General features: G+C 68.0%; 17 protein-coding genes and 1 tRNA gene. 4 read left to right on the forward strand and 14 right to left on the reverse strand.

The window, feature by feature from the left end; translation table 11 throughout:
- The first annotated feature begins 4 nt into the window (after positions 1–4).
- On the forward strand, positions 5–919 hold the full coding sequence (locus ACYVKR_RS23515; RefSeq protein WP_460483409.1) for a DMT family transporter: 915 nt from the start codon (positions 5–7) through the stop codon (positions 917–919).
- Positions 920–974: 55 nt separating this feature from the next.
- On the opposite strand, the gene ACYVKR_RS23520 is transcribed toward ACYVKR_RS23515, so the two are convergent.
- Positions 975–1,343, reverse strand: a complete 369-nt coding sequence (locus ACYVKR_RS23520; RefSeq protein ID WP_460483410.1) for an SPW repeat protein — start codon at positions 1,341–1,343, stop codon at positions 975–977.
- Between the two features lie 168 nt (positions 1,344–1,511).
- Between ACYVKR_RS23520 and ACYVKR_RS23525 the strand changes: the two genes are divergently transcribed.
- Positions 1,512–2,837 carry an MFS family transporter gene (locus ACYVKR_RS23525; RefSeq protein WP_460483411.1) on the forward strand — a complete coding sequence of 442 codons (1,326 nt, stop codon included), beginning with the start codon at positions 1,512–1,514 and terminating at the stop codon, positions 2,835–2,837.
- A 69-nt stretch (positions 2,838–2,906) separates the two neighbouring features.
- A complete protein-coding gene (dinB, locus tag ACYVKR_RS23530) occupies positions 2,907–4,139 on the forward strand; it encodes a Y-family DNA polymerase (RefSeq protein WP_460483580.1) in 1,233 nt (410 codons plus the stop codon).
- A gap of 57 nt (positions 4,140–4,196) precedes the next feature.
- Here the strand turns inward: dinB and ACYVKR_RS23535 are convergent, their stop codons facing one another.
- The 6 genes from ACYVKR_RS23535 to ACYVKR_RS23560 form a co-directional block, all read right to left on the reverse strand.
- Positions 4,197–5,594, reverse strand: a complete 1,398-nt coding sequence (locus ACYVKR_RS23535) for an amidase (RefSeq protein WP_460483412.1) — start codon at positions 5,592–5,594, stop codon at positions 4,197–4,199.
- A 1-nt stretch (position 5,595) separates the two neighbouring features.
- On the reverse strand, positions 5,596–7,086 hold the full coding sequence (locus ACYVKR_RS23540; RefSeq protein ID WP_460483413.1) for an ABC transporter substrate-binding protein: 1,491 nt from the start codon (positions 7,084–7,086) through the stop codon (positions 5,596–5,598).
- 80 nt (positions 7,087–7,166) lie between these two features.
- Complete coding sequence (locus ACYVKR_RS23545) at positions 7,167–7,976, reverse strand: ABC transporter ATP-binding protein (RefSeq protein WP_460483414.1); 810 nt, start codon at positions 7,974–7,976, stop codon at positions 7,167–7,169.
- Complete coding sequence (locus ACYVKR_RS23550; RefSeq protein WP_460483415.1) at positions 7,973–8,968, reverse strand: ABC transporter ATP-binding protein; 996 nt, start codon at positions 8,966–8,968, stop codon at positions 7,973–7,975. The genes ACYVKR_RS23545 and ACYVKR_RS23550 overlap by 4 nt, the downstream gene beginning before the upstream one ends.
- A gap of 106 nt (positions 8,969–9,074) precedes the next feature.
- Positions 9,075–9,941 carry an ABC transporter permease gene (locus tag ACYVKR_RS23555; RefSeq protein ID WP_460483416.1) on the reverse strand — a complete coding sequence of 289 codons (867 nt, stop codon included), beginning with the start codon at positions 9,939–9,941 and terminating at the stop codon, positions 9,075–9,077.
- Entirely contained in the window at positions 9,901–10,863 is a 963-nt protein-coding gene (locus ACYVKR_RS23560; protein WP_460483417.1) for an ABC transporter permease, read from the reverse strand. The genes ACYVKR_RS23555 and ACYVKR_RS23560 overlap by 41 nt, the downstream gene beginning before the upstream one ends.
- 143 nt (positions 10,864–11,006) lie before the next feature.
- Here ACYVKR_RS23560 and ACYVKR_RS23565 point away from each other — a divergent pair, with 143 nt between their 5' ends.
- A complete protein-coding gene (locus ACYVKR_RS23565; RefSeq protein ID WP_460483418.1) occupies positions 11,007–11,264 on the forward strand; it encodes a 4Fe-4S dicluster domain-containing protein in 258 nt (85 codons plus the stop codon).
- Positions 11,265–11,298: 34 nt separating this feature from the next.
- Here the strand turns inward: ACYVKR_RS23565 and pth are convergent, their stop codons facing one another.
- The 7 genes from pth to ACYVKR_RS23600 form a co-directional block, all read right to left on the reverse strand.
- Positions 11,299–11,910 (reverse strand): aminoacyl-tRNA hydrolase, encoded by a 612-nt coding sequence (gene pth, locus ACYVKR_RS23570; protein WP_460483419.1) that lies wholly within the window; start codon positions 11,908–11,910, stop codon positions 11,299–11,301.
- A gap of 89 nt (positions 11,911–11,999) precedes the next feature.
- The gene (locus tag ACYVKR_RS23575; RefSeq protein ID WP_460483420.1) at positions 12,000–12,590 is read right to left on the reverse strand and encodes a 50S ribosomal protein L25/general stress protein Ctc; all 591 of its coding nucleotides are present in this window, start codon (positions 12,588–12,590) and stop codon (positions 12,000–12,002) included.
- 100 nt (positions 12,591–12,690) lie between these two features.
- Positions 12,691–13,653: a ribose-phosphate pyrophosphokinase gene (locus tag ACYVKR_RS23580; protein ID WP_460483421.1), complete on the reverse strand. Its 963-nt coding sequence runs from the start codon at positions 13,651–13,653 to the stop codon at positions 12,691–12,693.
- A 48-nt stretch (positions 13,654–13,701) separates the two neighbouring features.
- A tRNA-Gln gene (locus ACYVKR_RS23585) sits at positions 13,702–13,778 on the reverse strand.
- Positions 13,779–13,817: 39 nt separating this feature from the next.
- A complete protein-coding gene (gene ispE / locus ACYVKR_RS23590) occupies positions 13,818–14,669 on the reverse strand; it encodes a 4-(cytidine 5'-diphospho)-2-C-methyl-D-erythritol kinase (protein ID WP_460483422.1) in 852 nt (283 codons plus the stop codon).
- A 26-nt stretch (positions 14,670–14,695) separates the two neighbouring features.
- Positions 14,696–15,202 carry a LolA-like protein gene (locus ACYVKR_RS23595; protein ID WP_460483423.1) on the reverse strand — a complete coding sequence of 169 codons (507 nt, stop codon included), beginning with the start codon at positions 15,200–15,202 and terminating at the stop codon, positions 14,696–14,698.
- Positions 15,199–16,992, reverse strand: a complete 1,794-nt coding sequence (locus tag ACYVKR_RS23600) for a tetratricopeptide repeat protein (protein WP_460483424.1) — start codon at positions 16,990–16,992, stop codon at positions 15,199–15,201. The genes ACYVKR_RS23595 and ACYVKR_RS23600 overlap by 4 nt, the downstream gene beginning before the upstream one ends.
- Positions 16,993–17,035 lie beyond the last annotated feature (43 nt).

Genomic DNA, 17,035 nt, shown 5'->3' on the forward strand with positions numbered 1-17,035 from the left:
TCTTATGGATGGTGGCAGCCAGTGGGCCTGGGTGGTGATGGTGCTGTTCGCGGCGGCGGCGCAGACGGGGCGCAACGCGGCGCAGCGCTCGCTCACGTCCGAGCTGGGCACCTGGGCCGCGACGCTGGTGCGTTTTCTCTACGGCCTGCCGCTGGCGGCGCTGTTCCTGGTGCTGCTGTACGTGTTGCCTGCGCATCCGCCGCAGGTGGGGCCGTGGACGCCGGCGTACTTCGGCTGGATCGCGCTCGGCGCCTTCGCCCAGATCGCCGCCACCGGCGCGCTGCTGCTGGCCATGCAGCAGCGCAACTTTGCGGTGGCCGTCACGCTGTCCAAGACCGAGGTGCTGCAGATCGCGCTGTTTGCCGCGCTCTTCCTGCACGAGCTGCCCAGCCGCATCGCGCTCGTGGCCATGGTGATCGCCACGCTGGGCGTGGTGCTGCTGTCGCTGCCGCCCAAGGGCCAAGGGCTGTCGGCCTGGCGCAGCAAGTCGGCCATGTACGGCCTGGTCTGCGGCGCTTGCTTCGCCATCGCCACCATCGGCTACCGCGGCGCGGCGGTGGAGCTGAATGCCCCCAGCGCCTGGCTGTCCGGGGCCTGGGGCGTGTTCTTCGCGCAGCTGATGCAATCGGTGTCGATGGGGCTATGGTTCGCCTGGCGCGATCCGCAGGTGCTGGTGCGCATCGCGCGCGCCTGGCGGGTGTCGATGCTCGCCGGCGGCCTGGGCTGTGCCGCGTCGCTGGCCTGGTTCAGCGCCTATGCGCTGCAGGGCGCGGCCGCGGTGCGCACGCTGGGCATGGTCGAGGTGGTGTTCAGCTACCTGGTGTCGCGCCGCCTGCTGCGCGAGCAGCTGCGGCGCGAGGAGCGCTGGGGCATGGCGCTGATGGTGCTGGGCATCGTGCTGATCTGCCTGCAGCTGTGAGCCCTGCGCGCCGCAAAGAAAAAACCGCCCGGAGGCGGTTTTTTCAAGGGTTGCGTCAATGCGCTGCGCCGTCGCGGTGGAAGAGGCTGTTGTAGTCCTTGTCGGTGATGAGCACCCACAGGGCCAGTGCCATCACCACGATGCCCGAGACCACGGCATTGCGCATGGCGTCCATGTGCATGCTGAAGCCCAGCATCCAGGGCGAGATCACCATCCACAGCCCCAGCAGGCCCTCGGTCCACTCTTCCCAGGCGCGGGGCATGAAGATCGCGCCCAGCGCTGCGGCGATCAGCGCCAGCCCGACGACCACGCCGCTGACCATGGCCGCCGTCTGGTCCTGGTAACCCAGGACCCAGGGCGACACGGCCAACCAGACACCCAGCAAGGCATTCAGTGGATCCTGCCAATGTTTCATCTGTTTCATGGCTGCTACCTCCTTCCGCCATCGAGGTGCGGCGGCACTTGGTTGGATCATGGATATGGGGGGAGGTTCCCGCCTGCCGGCGGGGCGCGCCTTCTCAGGCGGCTGTCTGACAGATGGGCCGGGATGGCGGGAGGAAGATGTTCCGATCATCAACCGGGATCACAAGCAATGACTACATCTTCCCTGACCAGCGCCGGCGTCGCCGGCGGGGCTCCGCACTACACGCCCGAGGAAAGGCGCCACCGCATCTTCGCGATCATGGCGGCATCGTCGGGCAACCTCGTGGAATGGTTCGACTTCTACGTCTACGCCTTCTCCGCCATCTACTTCGCGGCGGCGTTCTTCCCGCAGGGCGATCCGACGGCCCAGTTGCTCAACACCGCGGGCGTGTTTGCCGCCGGCTTCCTGATGCGGCCCATAGGCGGCTGGCTGTTCGGCCGCATCGCGGACCGCTACGGGCGCAAGAAGTCGATGCTGATCTCGGTGACCATGATGTGCGCCGGCTCGCTGGTGATCGCCTGCCTGCCCACCTACGCGCAGATCGGCGCCTGGGCGCCGTTCCTGCTGCTGCTGTGCCGGCTGTTCCAGGGGCTGTCGGTGGGCGGCGAGTACGGCACCACGGCCACTTACATGAGCGAGGTGGCGCTCAAGGGCCAGCGCGGCTTCTTCTCGTCGTTCCAGTATGTGACGCTGATCGGCGGCCAGCTGCTGGCGGTGCTGCTGATCGTCATCCTCGAGGCGCTGCTGACCGAGCAGCAGCTGCGCGACTTCGGCTGGCGCATTCCCTTCGTGTTCGGCGCCGTGTCGGCGGTGGTGGCCATGCTGCTGCGCCGCACGCTGCACGAGACCCAGTCCAAGGAGGCGCTGGCGAGCAAGGACTCGGGCACCATGTCCAGCCTGTTCCGCAACCACCTGGGCGCCTTCATCACCGTGGTGGGCTATACGGCCGGCGGCTCGCTGATCTTCTACACCTTCACCACCTACATGCAGAAGTACCTGGTCAACAGCGTGGGCCTGCCGGTCAAGACCACCAGCTACGTGATGACGGCCTGCCTGTTCCTCTACATGTGCATGCAGCCGCTGTTCGGCATGCTGTCGGACCGCATAGGCCGGCGCAGCTCGATGATGCTGTTCGGCGCGCTGGGCGCGGTGTTCACCGTGCCCATCCTGACCACACTGCAGCATGTGCATTCGCCGGCGATGGCCGGCGTGCTCATCGTCGCAGCGCTGGCCATCGTCAGCTTCTACACCTCGATCTCGGGCATCGTGAAGGCCGAGATGTTCCCGTCCGAGGTGCGCGCGCTGGGCGTGGGCCTGGCCTATGCGGTGGGCAACGCGGTCTTCGGCGGCAGCGCCGAATACGTGGCCTTGGCGCTGAAGAAGGCCGGGCACGAGCCGGCCTTCTTCTGGTATGTGTCGGCGATGATGGTGGTGGCCTTCCTGTTCAGCCTGCGCCTGCCCAAACAGGCCGCCTACCTGCACCACGACCATTGACGCTGCGACAATCCGGGCGTGACCACGCCCTTGCCTGAGCCCCGCCCACGCCGCATCGCCCACCTGGACATGGACGCGTTCTACGCGTCCGTCGAGTTGCTGCGCTATCCGCAGCTGCAGGGCCTGCCGGTGGTGATCGGCGGCGGGCGCCGCAGCGAGGACGATGCGCTGGCGGCCGCCTATGGCGGGCGGCTGGAGCAGATTCCGGTGGAGGCCTTCGTGCGGCTCTCCGGCTATGTGGGCCGCGGCGTCATCACCACGGCCACCTACCCGGCGCGGCAGTTCGGCATAGGCTCGGCCATGGGCATGATGAAGGCGGCGCGGCTGTGCCCCGAGGCCATCCTGCTGCCGGTGGACTTTGCGCGTTACCGCCAGTATTCGCGGCAGTTCAAGGCCATCATCACCGCGATGGCGCCGCAGATGGAAGACCGCGGCGTGGACGAGGTCTACATCGACTTCACCGAGGTGCCCGGTGGCCAGGAGGAGGGCGGCCGCGTGCTGGCGCTGGCGCTGCAGCGCGCCATCCGCGAGGCCACGGGGCTGACCTGCTCCATCGGCGTGGCGCCGAACAAGCAGCTGGCCAAGCTGGCCAGCGAGTTCAACAAGCCGCATGGCGTGTCCATCGTGGTGGCGGACGACCTGGAGCGGCTGATCTGGCCGCTGCCCTGCCGCAAGCTCAACGGCATCGGCCCCAAGGCCGATGCCCGGCTGGCTGCGCTGGGCCTGCACACCATTGGTGACATCTCGCTCAAACCGCGCGACTGGCTGGTGCAGCACTTCGGCAAGTCCTACGGCGCCTGGCTGCACGACTCGGCCTGGGGCCGCGACGAGCGGCCGGTGGTGACCGAGAGCGAGCCGGTGTCGATGAGCCGCGAAACCACCTTCGACCGCGACCTGCACGCGGTGCGCGACAAGGCCGAGCTGGGTGCGATCTTCACCGAGCTGTGCGTGCAGGTGGCGGCCGACCTGCAGCGCAAGGGCTATGTGGGCCGCACCATCGGCGTCAAGCTGCGCTATGCGGACTTCCGCACCGCCACGCGCGACCACAGCCTGCAGCTGTACACCAATGATGCCCAGGCCATCCGCTATGCCGCGGGCCAGAGCCTCAAGCGCGCGCCGCTGTCGCAGCGCCTGCGCCTGCTGGGCGTGCGCGTGGGCAACCTGCTGCCGCAGGCGGAAGCGCAGGCCCAGGGGCTGGCGGCCGACTGGGCGCGCGTGCGCGAGTCCGAGGCCCGGCAGGCGACGCCCCGGCCGGCCTCGCACGATCCGTTCACGCTGCCGCTGTTCGGCGAGGAGGTTTGAGGTGTTTTTGGCTTCTAGCCCTTGTCTGTCAAGCGCGAGAAGCTATCAAATTGATATTCAGGGCAGGGGCCAGGGCTTCTGCGTGCCGCGGATCTGCTCGAAGGCGCGCGCGAACCGGAGCACGCCCAGGTCGTCGAAGCGCGGGCCGGCGATCTGCAGGCCGATCGGCAAGCCCGCTGCCGTATAGCCGCAGTTGACCGACGCCGCGGGCTGCTCCGACATGTTGAACGGCACGGTGTAGGCGATGTGCTCCAGCGGGCGCAGCGGGTCGTTGGTGGGCGAGGCCCATTCGGCGGCGAAGGCCGCGTGCGGCGCCACCGGCGAGACCACGTAGTCGAAGGCGCTGCAGGCCCGCACCGTGGCCACGCGGGTCAGGTGGAACTGCTGGCTGGCATCGAACACCTGGCGGGCACTGAAGGCGCCGGCGCTTTCGGCCCAGGTGCGGATGTAGGGCAGTACCTGGGCGCGGCGTTCGTCGCTCAGCGCCTGCAGGTCGGCCAGCGAGCGCATGCGCCAGAAGTGGTCCATGCCCTCCAGCATCCCGGGCGTGAGGAAGGGCTGCATCGGCGTGACCTGCGCGCCGGCGGCCTCCAGCCATCGGGCGCTCTGCTCCACGGCCGCCCGCACCTCGGGCTCCAGCGGCAGGCCGCAGCCGGCGTCGAGCAGCAGGCCCACGCGCAGGCCGCGCAGGAAGGCCGGCGTGGCGGCGGCAGCCTCGTGCCAGGCGATGTCCTGCGCGGGCAGGCTCATGCTGTCGCGCGCGTCGGGCTGGGACAGCACCTGCATCATCAGCGCGGAGTCGGCCACGCTGCGCGTCATCGGCCCGGCGGCGCGGCCGGTGTAGGGCGGATCGATGGGGATGCGGCCCAGGCTGGGCTTGAGGCTGAAGATGCCGCACCAGCTCGCCGGCAGGCGCAGCGAGCCGCCGATGTCGGTGCCGATATGCAGCGGGCCGTAACCCGCCGCCGCGGCCGCGCCGCCGCCGGCGCTGGAGCCGCCCGGGCCCTTGCTCAGGTCCCAGGGGTTGCGCGCCAGCGGGTGGAAGCTCGACAGCCCCGACGAAAGCATGCCGTAGTCGGGCATGGTGGTCTTGGCAAACAGGATGGCGCCGGCCTCGCGCATGCGCGCCGCTGGCGGACCGTCGGCGGCCGCGGGCACCAGGGCCACGGCGGCGGTGCCCAGCGGCACCGGGTCGCCGGCGGTGGCGATGTTTTCCTTGATGGTGCAGGGCACGCCGTCGAGCGGTCCCGCGGGCGTGCCGGTGCGCCAGCGCTGCTCGCTGGCGCGGGCCTGTTCCAGCGCCTGCTCGGGGCGGTACAGGTAGGTGGCGCACAGGCGCGGCTCCCAGCGCTCGACCTGGGCGATCACCGCCTTCATCACCTCCACCGGCGACAGGCTGCGCCCGCGGTAGGCGGCCAGCAGCTCGCCGGCGGACCAATCATGCAATGCAGTCATCTCACACCCAGTAGAAGGAGGACAGGTCGTTGGCGAACACCGGCATGTCCTTCCACAGGCCGCGCAGGTTCTTGTTGGCCACGGTCACCCACTGCGCCTGGTAGAGGAAGACGTTGGCCGCGTCCTCGGCCAGCATGCGCTGCGCGTCGCCGAGCAGGCGGGCTCGGTCGGCCGGGCGGGTGGCGGTCTTGATCTGGTTGTACAGCGCGTTGAACTTCTCGGACTGGTAGCCCCAGTAGTAGTCGCTGCGGGTGTAGTTCACCAGGTCGAAGGGCTCGACGTGCGAGATGATGGACAGGTCGTAGTTGCGGTTGGTGTAGGTGCCGCTGAGCCACTGCGCCCATTCCACGTTCTGCAGCTTGAGCTCGATGCCGATCTTGGCGAGCTGCGCGGCGACGATCTCGCCGCCCTGGCGCGCGTAGGGCGCGGGCGGCAGCGTCATGGTCAGCGTGAGCGGCGTCTTCACGCCGGCTTCGGCCATCAGCTTCCTGGCCTTTTCCACGTCGTAGGGGTTGATGCCGGTGGTGTCCACATAGCCGAAGGCGCCGGGCACGTAGTGGCTGCCGATGGGCGCGCCCAGGCCGTCGGCGGCGCCGGCGATGATGGCTTTGCGGTCGATGGCGGCCGAGATGGCGCGGCGCACGCGCACGTCGTCCAGCGGCTTGCGGCGCTCGTTGATGGCCACGATGGTCTTGGCGCGCGAGCCGTTGACCAGCACCTGGTAGCGCGGGTTGGTCTTGAACTGCTCGATGCCGCGGGGCGTGGCGCGCGGGAACAGGTCCACGTCGCCCGCCAGCAGCGCCGCCACCTGCGCGGCGGCGTCGGGGATGAAGCGGAAGGTCGCCCGCTGGATGCGGATGCTGCCGACCTGGCGGTAGTCGGGCCAGGCGGCGAGGGTGACGGCCGAGCCCCGGCTCCAATTGCCGAGCTTGTAGGGGCCGGTGCCCACAGGGGCGGTGGCGTTCTTCTCGGCGCTCTTGGGCTCGACGATGATGGCCGTGGCCTGGCCCAGCTCGAACAGCAGGTCGGGATCGATCTCCTTGTTCAGCAGCACGACGGTGTGCTCGTCCACCGCCTGGGTGCTGAGGTTGGCGAACAATCGCTTGTCCTTGTTGGTGCTCTTGTCGCTGCCGGCGCGGTCGAACGAGAACTTGACGGCCTGGGCGTTGAAGGGCTCGCCGTTGTGGAACTTGACGCCCTTGCGCAGCTTGAAGGTGTAGGTCTTGAGGTCGGGCGAGACCTCCCAGCTCTCGGCCAGCAGCGGCGACACGCTGCCGTCGGAGTTGATCTTGGTCAGCGTCTCGTAGATGTTGTAGAGCGTGATCTCGCCGACGGACGAGGCGGCGCTGGCCGTGGGGTCCAGCCCCGGCGGCTCCAGCGTGAGGCCCAGCACCAGGGTGTTCTTCTTGCCCTGGGCATGGGCCAGCCCGGGCAGGCCCAGCGGCAGGGTGGCGAGCGCCCCGGTGGCGATCAGGGCTCTTCGGTTCAGCATGGAGGTCTCCCGTGTTCTCAAAAAAGATAGCGTATGGCGTTGAATATATCAGCGCCGGCGCGGATTGCTATGCGTGTTTTCTAGCGCGCCCGGCGCGGCCGAACCTGGGGCACGGCTTCCATCAATTGGCGCGTGTAGGGGTGCTGGGCGTGCTGCAGCAGCTCGCCGGGCGGGCCTTGCTCGACGATGCGGCCCTGGTGCATCACGACCACATCGTCGCACAGGTGGTTGACGACGGCGAGGTCGTGGCTGATGAGCAGGTAGGTGATGCCGAACTGCTCCTGCAGATCCTGCAGCAGGTTCAGCACCTGGGCCTGCACCGAGACGTCGAGCGCGCTGACGGGCTCGTCAGCCACGATCAGCCGCGGCCGCGTGATGAGCGCGCGGGCGATGGCGATGCGCTGGCGCTGGCCGCCGGAGAATTCGTGCGGGTACTTGTCGGCGTCGCTGGTGCGCAGGCCCACCTGCTGCAGCACCTCCAGCGCCTGCTCGCGCCGCTCGGCGGGGCTGCCCGCGGCGAGCGGCTCGGTCACGATGCGGGCCACGGTCTGGCGCGGGTCAAGCGAGCCGTACGGGTCCTGGAACACCATCTGGAAGTCGCGCCGCGCCGCGCGCAGTTCGGCGGGCGGCAGCGCGTGCAGGTCGCGCCCGAGCAGGCGCACCTGGCCCGAGCTGGGCGCGTCCAGCGCCATCACGATGCGCGCCAGCGTGGACTTGCCCGAGCCCGATTCGCCCACCACGCCGAGGCTGCGCCCGGCCTGCAGTGCAAAGCTCACGCCCTGCAGCGCCTGCACCGTGGGCGCGGGCGCCCAGAGCTTTTCGCGCGGCAGCGTGTAGGTGCGGGTGACATCGCGCACGTCGAGCAGGGCAGAGGTGATGGCGGCATTCATGGCGTGGCCACCTCCGCGTAGGCTTCCGGGCGCAGGCAGTACACGCGGTGCGCCGCCGACAGCGCCACGGCCGGCGGCACCTGCGCGTGGCAGGCCGGCTGGGTGAAGCGGCAGCGGCCGGCAAAGGTGCAGCCCGCGGGCAGGTCGGCCAGCTCGGGCACCGTGCCGGCGATGGTGGACAGACGTGGGCGCGGCTGGCCGGGCGCGCGCGGCGTCAAACTCGGGCGAGCCGCGAGCAGGCCACGGGTGTAGGGATGGGCCATGTGCTCGAAGACCTCGGCCGTGGCGCCGGACTCGACGATGCGTCCGCCGTACATCACCAGCAGGTCGTCCACGTTCTGCGAAATCAGGCCCAGGTCGTGCGAGATCAGCAGCAGCGCCATGTTGCGCTCGGCCACCAGCTCGTTGATGAGGTCGAGGATCTGGCGCTGCAGGGTTACGTCCAGCGCGGTGGTGGGCTCGTCGGCGATCAGCAGGTCGGGCCCGCAGGCCAGCGCCATGGCAATGGTGATGCGCTGGCGCTGGCCGCCCGAGAACTGGTGCGGGTAGGCGTCGAAGCGCTGCGCCGGCTGGGCGATGCCCACGCGGGCCAGCAGCGCGATGGCGGCCTCGCGCGCGGCGGCGGCCGACAGCCCCTGGTGCAGGCGCATGGGCTCGGCGATCTGGCGGCCGATGGTGTGCACCGGGTTCAGCGCCGTCATCGGCTCCTGGAAGACCATGGCGATGCGGTTGCCGCGCAGCCCGCGCCACTGGCGCTCGGACAGGCCGAGCAGCTCCTCGCCCTGGAAGCGCACGCTGCCGCCGGCCTGGGCCGATTCGGGCAGCAGGCCCATCAGCGCCATCGCGGTGATGGACTTGCCGCAGCCCGACTCGCCGATCAGCCCCAGCGCCCGGCCGCGCTCGATCTGGAAGCTCACGCCCTGCACGGCCAGCGCGGGGCCGCGCTGGGTCTGCAGGCGGATGCTCAGGTCGCGGACGTCGATCAGCGGCATGGCATCTGCAAAAAAGTGAGCTGCTGGCGCTTGTTATTCATGGGTTTCAAAGGTGTTTGTATTTGAAATTCAGCAGGGAAGAGCGCTAAAAGCTATTGTTTTTGTATCAACGTTTCCGCGCCAGGCGCGGGTCCAGCACGTCGCGCAGGCCGTCGCCCATCAGGTTCAGCCCCAGCACCGACAGCGCGATCGCCACGCCGGGAAACACCGCCAGCAGCGGCGCCTGGAACATCAGGGTCTGCGCCTCGGCCAGCATGCGGCCCCACGAGGGCTGCGGCGGCTGCGTGCCCAGGCCCAGGTACGACAGCGCCGCTTCGGCCAGGATGGCCAGCGCGAACTGGATCGTGGCCTGCACGATCAGCACCGGCAGCAGGTTGGGCAGCACGTGCTGCCCCGTGATCTGCCAGGCATTGCGGCCGCAGGCGCGCGCCGCCAGGATGTACTCGCGCGCCCAGATGGCGTTGGCCGAGGCGCGGGTGATGCGCGCGAACGTGGGTATGTTGAAGATGCCGATGGCGATGATGGCGTTGACCACGCCCGGCCCGAACACCGCCGTCAGCATGATGGCCGACAGCACGGCCGGGAAGGCGAAGCTGAAGTCCGCCAGCCGCATGATCGCTTCCTCGACCCAGCCGCGCCGCGCCGCGGCCAGCAGGCCCAGCGCCGTGCCCAGCGTGAGGCCGATGCCCACCGCGATCACGCCCACCAGGATGGAGCTGCGCGCGCCCACCAGCAGCTGCGAGGCCACGTCGCGGCCGTAGGCATCGGTGCCCAGCCAGTGGGCGCCGCCGGGCGGCTGCAGCTTGATGTCCAGGTTGATGTCGAGCGGCGGCCAGGGCGTCCACAGGTACGAGAGGGCGGCCGCGAGCAGCAGCAGCGCGGTCAGTACGGCGCCCAGGGCCAGGCTGCGGTTGCGCAGCGCGCGCAGGATGCTAGATGTCATGGGCCTTGATGCGGGGATCGATGACCGCATAGAGCAGGTCCACCACGAAGTTGACCACCACCACCATCGCGGCCAGCAGCATGATGCAGTTGCGCACCACCATCAGGTCGCGGTTGGCGATGGACTGGAAGATGAGCCGGCCCATGCCGGGCAGGTAGAACACGTTCTCCACCACGATGGTGCCGGCCAGCAGGTTGGCGAACTGCAGGCCCATCACGGTGAGCACCGGGATCATCGCGTTGCGCAGCACGTGGCCGAACAGCACGGCGCGGCGGCTCAGCCCTTTGGCGCGCGCGGTGCGCACGAAATCCTCGCGCAGCACCTCGAGCACGGCCGAGCGCGTCATGCGCGCCAGGATGGCGGCCTGCACCACGGCCAGCGACAGCGCCGGCAGCAGCAGCGCCTTGAGCGCGGCCCCCGGCGAGCCGCCGGCCGCCTCGGTCCAGCCCGGAAAGCCGCCGGCCGAGAACCACTGCAGCCGCACCGAGAACAGCAGGATCAGCAGGATGGCGAACCAGAAGTTGGGAATGGCGATGCCCAGCTGCGCCAGGCCCATCACGCCCACGTCGCCCCATTTGTTGTGGTTGGCCGCGGCATAGATGCCGGCCGCCAGCGCGATCAGCACGGTCAGCGCCATGGCCAGCACCGCCAGCGGCACGGTGAGCGCCAGGCGCTCGGTGATCAGGTCGAGCACCGGCGAGCCGTAGCTGTAGCTGTCGCCCAGCTCGCCGCGCAGCAGGCCGGTCATCCAGTGGGTGTAGCGCTCCCAGGCGGGCTGGTTCAGGCCGAGCTGCTGCGCCAGTTCGGCCACGGCCTCGGGCGCGGCGTCGGGCCCCATCAGCATCTGGGCGGCATTGCCCGGCAGGATGTCCAGTACCAGGAACACCACGACCGAGGTGCCCAGCAGGGTGAGCACCAGGGTGGCCAGGCGCTTGAGAAGGAATAAGCCCATCGACGGTAGAACTGAGAGAGTCGCCGCAGCATAACGCCTACATGGCGTCATGCCAATTGCGGATGCAACCAATTGCAGGATCGCAGCGGGCCGATAATGTCGCCCATGGCACATCCTTTTTGCGACTCTCAGGCGGGGCCGGCATGGCGCTGATGATCACCGACGAATGCATCAACTGCGATGTGTGCGAACCCGAGTGCCCGAACGACGCAATCTCGATGGGCGAACAGATCTACGAGATCGACCCGGCGCTATGCACCGAATGCGTCGGCCACTTCGACGAGCCCCAGTGCGTGCAGATCTGCCCGGTGGCCTGCATCCCGGTGAACCCGCAGTACGAGGAAAGCCAGGAGACGCTGTGGCAGAAGTACCAGCGCCTGCAGGAAATCAAGCCAAACTAGGCCCTGGTGCTTATCCAGCAAGCGCTGGATGCTATCAATTTGCGGGTTCTGGCCGCGGCGGCTTGGGCCGGGGCGGCTTGGTGGTGTGGATCTGCAGCGTGGCCTTGTCCATCTGGCCGGCCAGCATCTCGGGGTAGGCCTTCAGCGAGTGGATGATGCTGTCCTCGATCAGGCGGCGCTGGTCGGGCGCGGGTTTCTTCAGCACCCAGTTCGCCACTTCGTGCTTGAGGCCGGGGTGGCCGATGCCTATGCGCAGCCGCCAGTAGTCGGGGCTGCCCAGCTGGGCATGGATATCGCGCAGGCCGTTGTGCCCGCCGTGGCCGCCGCCCTTCTTGAGCTTGACCTGGCCGGGCGGCAGATCGAGCTCGTCGTGCACCACGAGGATCTCTTCCGGCTTGATCTTGAAGAAGCGCGCCAGCGTGCCCACCGACTTGCCCGACAGGTTCATGAAGGTCTGCGGCTCCAGCAGCCACACGGGCTCGCCCAGGTGGCTGGTGCGGGCCATCAGCGCGTAGTAGCTGCGGTCGGGCTGCAGGTGCACGCCCATGTCGCGGGCCATGGCGTCCAGCCACCAGAAGCCGGCGTTGTGGCGGGTGTCCTCATACTCGGGGCCGGGATTGCCGAGCCCTACAAACAGCTTGATCATGGCGGGGAATTATCGGTGCGCTGCAGGCGCGGTAGAAACAAAAAAGGCTGCACCGGGGTGCAGCCTTTTTGACGGGAAGGCGGAGCTTCTTAGGCAGCCGGAGCTTCTTCGGCAGCGGCTTCGCCACCGGCAGGAGCAGCCACCGACACCAGAGCGGGGTTGGTGTGCGACACGGCGGTCACGCCCTTGGGCAGAGCGATGTCGTTCAGGTGCAGGGTCGCACCCTTTTCCAGCTTGCTCAGGTCCACGGCGATGAACTCGGGCAGGTCGGTGGGCAGGCAGCTCACTTCGATTTCGGTCACCACGGGGGTCACCAGGCACTTGCCCACCTTCACGGCGGGAGACTCTTCAGCACCGCTGTAGTGCACCGGCACCTTCATGTGCAGCTTGGTCTTGGCGTCCACGCGCTGGAAGTCCACGTGCAGCACCAGTTGCTTGAACGGGTGGTATTGCACGTCGCGCAGCAGCACTTGGCTCTTGGCGCCGGCCAGGTCCATTTCCAGCACGCTGGAGTGGAACGCTTCCTTCTTCAGGGCGTGCCACAGGGCGTTGTGGTCCAGCTCGATGGCCACGGGAGCGGCTTCGCCACCGTAGACGATACCGGGCGTACGGCCCGAATTGCGCAGACGGCGGCTCGCACCCGTACCTTGCTTGGCGCGCTCAAAAGCGACAAAGTTCATTTTCAATACTCCACTAAGAACCCACCGCGACCAGCGGGTCCGATTACAAAGGCCGTTGCGGTGCAACGGCCGGCGATGTCAGGATGCCCCTACCGGGGTATCAGGCGTCCTGGAACAAACTGATGACCGATTCGCCGGTGGCGATGCGCTGCATGGTCTGCGCGAACAGCGGTGCCACCGACAGCTGGCGGATCTTCTTGCACTGCAGTGCGGCATCCGACAGTGGGATGGTGTTGGTCACCACCACTTCGTCCAGCGCCGCACCGTTGGTGATGCGGTCGATGGCCGGGCCCGACAGGATGGGGTGCGTGCAGTAGGCATACACCTGCTTGGCGCCGCGCTCCTTGAGCACTTCGGCCGCCTTCACCAGCGTGCCGGCGGTGTCGATCATGTCGTCCATGATCACGCAGTTGCGGCCTTCGATGTCGCCGATCACGTGCATCACTTCGGATACGTTCGCCTTCGGGCGGCGCTTGTCGATGATGGCCAGGTCGCAGTTCAGCTGCTTCGCCAGCGCACGGGCACGCACCACGCCGCCCACGTCGGGCGAGACCACGATCAGGTCTTCGTAGTTCTTCTGGCGCAGGTCGCCCAGCAGCACCGGCGAAGCATAGATGTTGTCGACCGGAATGTCGAAGAAGCCCTGGATCTGGTCGGCGTGCAGGTCCATGGTCAGCACACGCGACACGCCCACGGCCTGCAGCATGTTGGCCACGACCTTGGCCGAGATAGGCACGCGCGACGAACGCGGGCGGCGGTCCTGGCGGGCATAGCCGAAATAGGGGATGACGGCGCAGATGCGCTCGGCCGATGCGCGCTTGAGCGCATCCACCATCACCAGCAGTTCCATCAGGTTGTCGTTCGTGGGCGCGCAGGTGGGCTGCACCACGAAGACGTCGCGCGTACGCACGTTCTGGCGGATCTCGACGGTGACTTCTCCATCGGAGAAGCGGCCTACGTCGGCCGTCCCCATGGGCGTACGAAGATGCTGCGCAATTTCAGCGGCCAGGCCTGGATTGGCATTGCCGGTGAAAACCATGAAATCGGGATGATGGTTTTGCATGAGCGTCCCACTGCAGATGGGCCTCGATGATTGCTCGTAGATGTTGGGTGGCAGGGGAGGAAGGACTCGAACCCTCGCATGCCGGAATCAAAATCCGGTGCCTTTACCAACTTGGCGACTCCCCTACAAGAACCGGCAGCAGTTTTGCCAATCCTTATAAACCTTCAGTCTGCTGACCAGCCCCGCAAAGGGTGTTCCGCAAGACTTTTGCAATCTCTCACTATCCAGTCTGGCGCTTGCCCGACTGTATGGCTTTGATCTTGCCTCTTCACTGCAAACACTGCACTGCCTGAGCCCGTCATTCTAGCATGTAATCCTTGCGATTCAAACCAGTTGATGGTTTTTTTTATCTCGGGACACAAGCCTTCAGCTACCGGCTGCAAGTCATTTCGACCGAAGTCAAAGTGCTTATCAGCGAAGACCGCAATTGTAGCACGCTCTGAATCGCGTTTTAAAGAAGGGTGCGAAAAAATGGATTTGGTGTCGAGTCCGGCCTGCGGTTTGGCGACGACGATGTCCTGGCCGGCCAGCGCCGCATCGTGCAGCGGCGTGATGAGCTCGCCTATGCCTTCGACCCAGGCGTTGTGGCCGCACAGGAAGAAAGGTACGTCGGCGCCGAGCGTAAGGCCGATGCGCGAGAGCTGCTGGGTGCTGAGGCCCAGGTTCCACAGCCGGTTCAGCGCGAGCAGCGTGCTGGCCGCGTCCGACGAGCCGCCGCCCATGCCGGCCTGGGCGGGAATGGACTTCTCTATATGGATGTCCGCGCCCAGGCCACAGCCGGTGGCGGCCTGCAGCGCGCGGGCGGCGCGCAGGATCAGATCGTCGGGCGGTAGCGCGCTGCCCAGGTCATGGCGGGCGATGGTGGCATCTGCGCGCAGCTCGAAGTGCAGCCGGTCCTGCCAGTCGATCAGCAGAAAGACGGATTGCAGCAGGTGGTAGCCGTCGGCGCGGCGCCCGGTGATGTGCAGGAAGGTATTGAGCTTGGCGGGGGCCGGAACGTCGTAGAGCGCGCGCATACGAAAAACGAAAGAGGGCAGGGGTTTCAGCGCGGCGTGAACACGATGCGCAGGCTGGCTTCGGGCTGGGGGCTGTAGCGGTGGGCGGTGAGCTTGCCGTCGGCGATGGCGCCGAGGTCGGCTTCCCAGCCCTGCACGCGCGTGGCCTGGCCGCGCAGCCAGTCGAACAGGGCCTCGATGGGCAGCGGCGTGCCGAGCAGCTCTTGCACCAGCGCGGACAGCGAATCCGAGCTGCGGGTGCTGCTGCCCTGCGTGATGCTGGCTTGGCCCTGCGCCCATTGCAGCCGGGCCACGATATTGCCCAACGGGTTGAGCAGCACCAGTTCGCCGGCCCGGGCGTTGCCCGACAGCTCGAACTCGCCGCTGTTGAACTGCGGCGGATCGGTCTGCACCTGCACGCTCAGGCGACCGCTCCAGTAGTCGGACTCGGGCGCGGCGGCCAACTGGCGGCCCGGCGAGGCACAGGCCGCGAGCAGCAGCGAGGCCGCTGCCGCGAGCAGGCTGCGCCGCTGCAGGCGAGGGGATGCGCTCACGGCTTGAGGCCCAGCTGCTGGAAGGTCTTGAGCAGCGCCTCGTTGTCCGGGGCATCCTTCAGCACGGTGCGCAGCAGCGATTCGGCCGCCTGCTTCTTGCCCTGCGTCCACCAGACCTGCGCCAGGTGGGCGCCGATCTCGGGGTCGTTCATCTTGGTGTAGGCCTCTTCGAGCAGCTGCGCCGCGCGTTCGTGGTTGCCGAGCTTGTACTCGACCCAGCCGAGGCTGTCGGTGATCATCGGGTCGCCGGGCGACATCTTCAGCGCCGTCTCGATCAGGGTCTTGGCCTCGTCGAGCTTCAGGCCGCGGTCGGCCAGCGAGTAGCCCAGCGCGTTGTACGCGTGGTAGTAGTCGTTCTTGCGGGCGATGATCCGGCGCAGCAGGAGCTCCATCTGGTCGATGTCGTTCAGGCGCTCGGCCAGCATGGCCTGTTCGTAGAGCGCGTCGTTGTCGTTGGGCGAGAGCTGCACCAGCTTGGCCTGCAGCGCCAGCGCCTTGGTGTAGTTCTTGGCGGTCTTTTGCAACTGCACCTGGGCGGCGAGCTTGGTGCGCTGGTCGGCCTGCGTGTCCTGCGGCAGCTTGTCGAGCAGGGCTTCGGCGTCATCGAAGCGGCCCTGTTGCATGCGGATCGAGGCCAGGCGCAGCGTGGACAGCGGCTGGTTGCCGGCCTCGCCGATCTGGCGGGCCCATTGCTCGGCCTCGGCCCATTTCTGCTGCGCCTCGGCCATCTGCTCGCGCAGCATCAGGCTCTGGATGCGCACCTCGCGCTGCAGCACGGACGACGGCAGCTTGGGTGTCAGCGTGTCGAGCTTGAGCAGCGAGACGTCGGCCTCGGCGTACTGCCGGGTCTGTGCCTCGATGATGGCCTTGAGCATCCAGGCGTCGGGCGAGTCGGCGTCGAGCTCAGTGGCGCGGCGGGTTTGCTGCAGGGCCTCGTCGAAGCGCTGCGCACCCATCAGGCTGCGGGCGTAGGCCAGGTGGGCATCGGCGCTGGAGGATTTGTCGAGATAGGCCTTGACCAGCGGCTCGGCCTCGCTCACCCCTTCGTTCACCAGGTCGGCCGCGAGCCGGGCAGCGCCCTCGTTGTTGGCGTCGATGGCCATGGCCCGGCGCGTGGATTCCAGCGCGGGCAGCTTCTCGCCGGCGGCCAGCTCCACGCGGCCGATGGCCACCCAGGCGTCGCCGCCGGTGGCGGGGTTCTCCAGCTCGGGCGCGAGCGCGTCGCGCACGATGGAGGCGGCCAGCGCCCGGTTGCCGAGCCGGCTGTAAATGCGTGGCAGGGCCTGGATGAATTCGCGCTTCTCGGCCGCGGGCGCGTTGGCGATCTCTTGCTTGAGCAGGGCGCGCGTGGCCTCGCCCTGGTTGGTGGCGAGCAGCACCTGCAGCAGAAAGCGGTTGGCCTGCGAGGACTGGGGATGGGCTTCCTTCCAGGCGCGGGCCACCATGGTGGCCTGCTCGGCGGAGCGCGACAGCAGCGCGACCTGGGCCGCGCGCTGGTAGACCTTGGCGTCGCCCGAGCGGCGGGCCGCGTCGAGCAGCAGTTCCACGCTGGGGGCGGCTTCGCCGCGGTAGGCGTACATCTCGCCCAGCAGCAACTCGTAGAACAGTTCGGCATCGAGCTGGGCGCTGGCGCTTTCCTCGCGCTCGGCGGCGGCCAGCTTCTGCGCGCTTTTCGGGCTGGCCTTCTGTTCGCTGGCCGGGGCCGGCTTGTGCGGCGTGGGCGCTGCGAGCAGGGGGCTGCACAGGCTGGCGGCCAGGCCGTAGGCCAGTAGGCGAAGAGTTTGCTTCATCGGACGATAATAATCGAAGGACATAAAGGGTTTGCTAAAGGAC

Source organism: Comamonas humi, from assembly GCF_054782535.1.

Coding starts and splice junctions, on each gene's coding strand:
- ACYVKR_RS23515 (WP_460483409.1), top strand. CDS start 5: ATGGATGGTGGCAGCCAGTGGGCCTGGGTGGTGATGGTGCTGTTCGCG.
- ACYVKR_RS23520 (WP_460483410.1), bottom strand. CDS start 1,343: ATGAAACAGATGAAACATTGGCAGGATCCACTGAATGCCTTGCTGGGT.
- ACYVKR_RS23525 (WP_460483411.1), top strand. CDS start 1,512: ATGACTACATCTTCCCTGACCAGCGCCGGCGTCGCCGGCGGGGCTCCG.
- dinB (WP_460483580.1), top strand. CDS start 2,907: ATGGACGCGTTCTACGCGTCCGTCGAGTTGCTGCGCTATCCGCAGCTG.
- ACYVKR_RS23535 (WP_460483412.1), bottom strand. CDS start 5,594: ATGACTGCATTGCATGATTGGTCCGCCGGCGAGCTGCTGGCCGCCTAC.
- ACYVKR_RS23540 (WP_460483413.1), bottom strand. CDS start 7,086: ATGCTGAACCGAAGAGCCCTGATCGCCACCGGGGCGCTCGCCACCCTG.
- ACYVKR_RS23545 (WP_460483414.1), bottom strand. CDS start 7,976: ATGAATGCCGCCATCACCTCTGCCCTGCTCGACGTGCGCGATGTCACC.
- ACYVKR_RS23550 (WP_460483415.1), bottom strand. CDS start 8,968: ATGCCGCTGATCGACGTCCGCGACCTGAGCATCCGCCTGCAGACCCAG.
- ACYVKR_RS23555 (WP_460483416.1), bottom strand. CDS start 9,941: ATGCGGTCATCGATCCCCGCATCAAGGCCCATGACATCTAGCATCCTG.
- ACYVKR_RS23560 (WP_460483417.1), bottom strand. CDS start 10,863: ATGGGCTTATTCCTTCTCAAGCGCCTGGCCACCCTGGTGCTCACCCTG.
- ACYVKR_RS23565 (WP_460483418.1), top strand. CDS start 11,007: ATGGCGCTGATGATCACCGACGAATGCATCAACTGCGATGTGTGCGAA.
- pth (WP_460483419.1), bottom strand. CDS start 11,910: ATGATCAAGCTGTTTGTAGGGCTCGGCAATCCCGGCCCCGAGTATGAG.
- ACYVKR_RS23575 (WP_460483420.1), bottom strand. CDS start 12,590: ATGAACTTTGTCGCTTTTGAGCGCGCCAAGCAAGGTACGGGTGCGAGC.
- ACYVKR_RS23580 (WP_460483421.1), bottom strand. CDS start 13,653: ATGCAAAACCATCATCCCGATTTCATGGTTTTCACCGGCAATGCCAAT.
- ispE (WP_460483422.1), bottom strand. CDS start 14,669: ATGCGCGCGCTCTACGACGTTCCGGCCCCCGCCAAGCTCAATACCTTC.
- ACYVKR_RS23600 (WP_460483424.1), bottom strand. CDS start 16,992: ATGAAGCAAACTCTTCGCCTACTGGCCTACGGCCTGGCCGCCAGCCTG.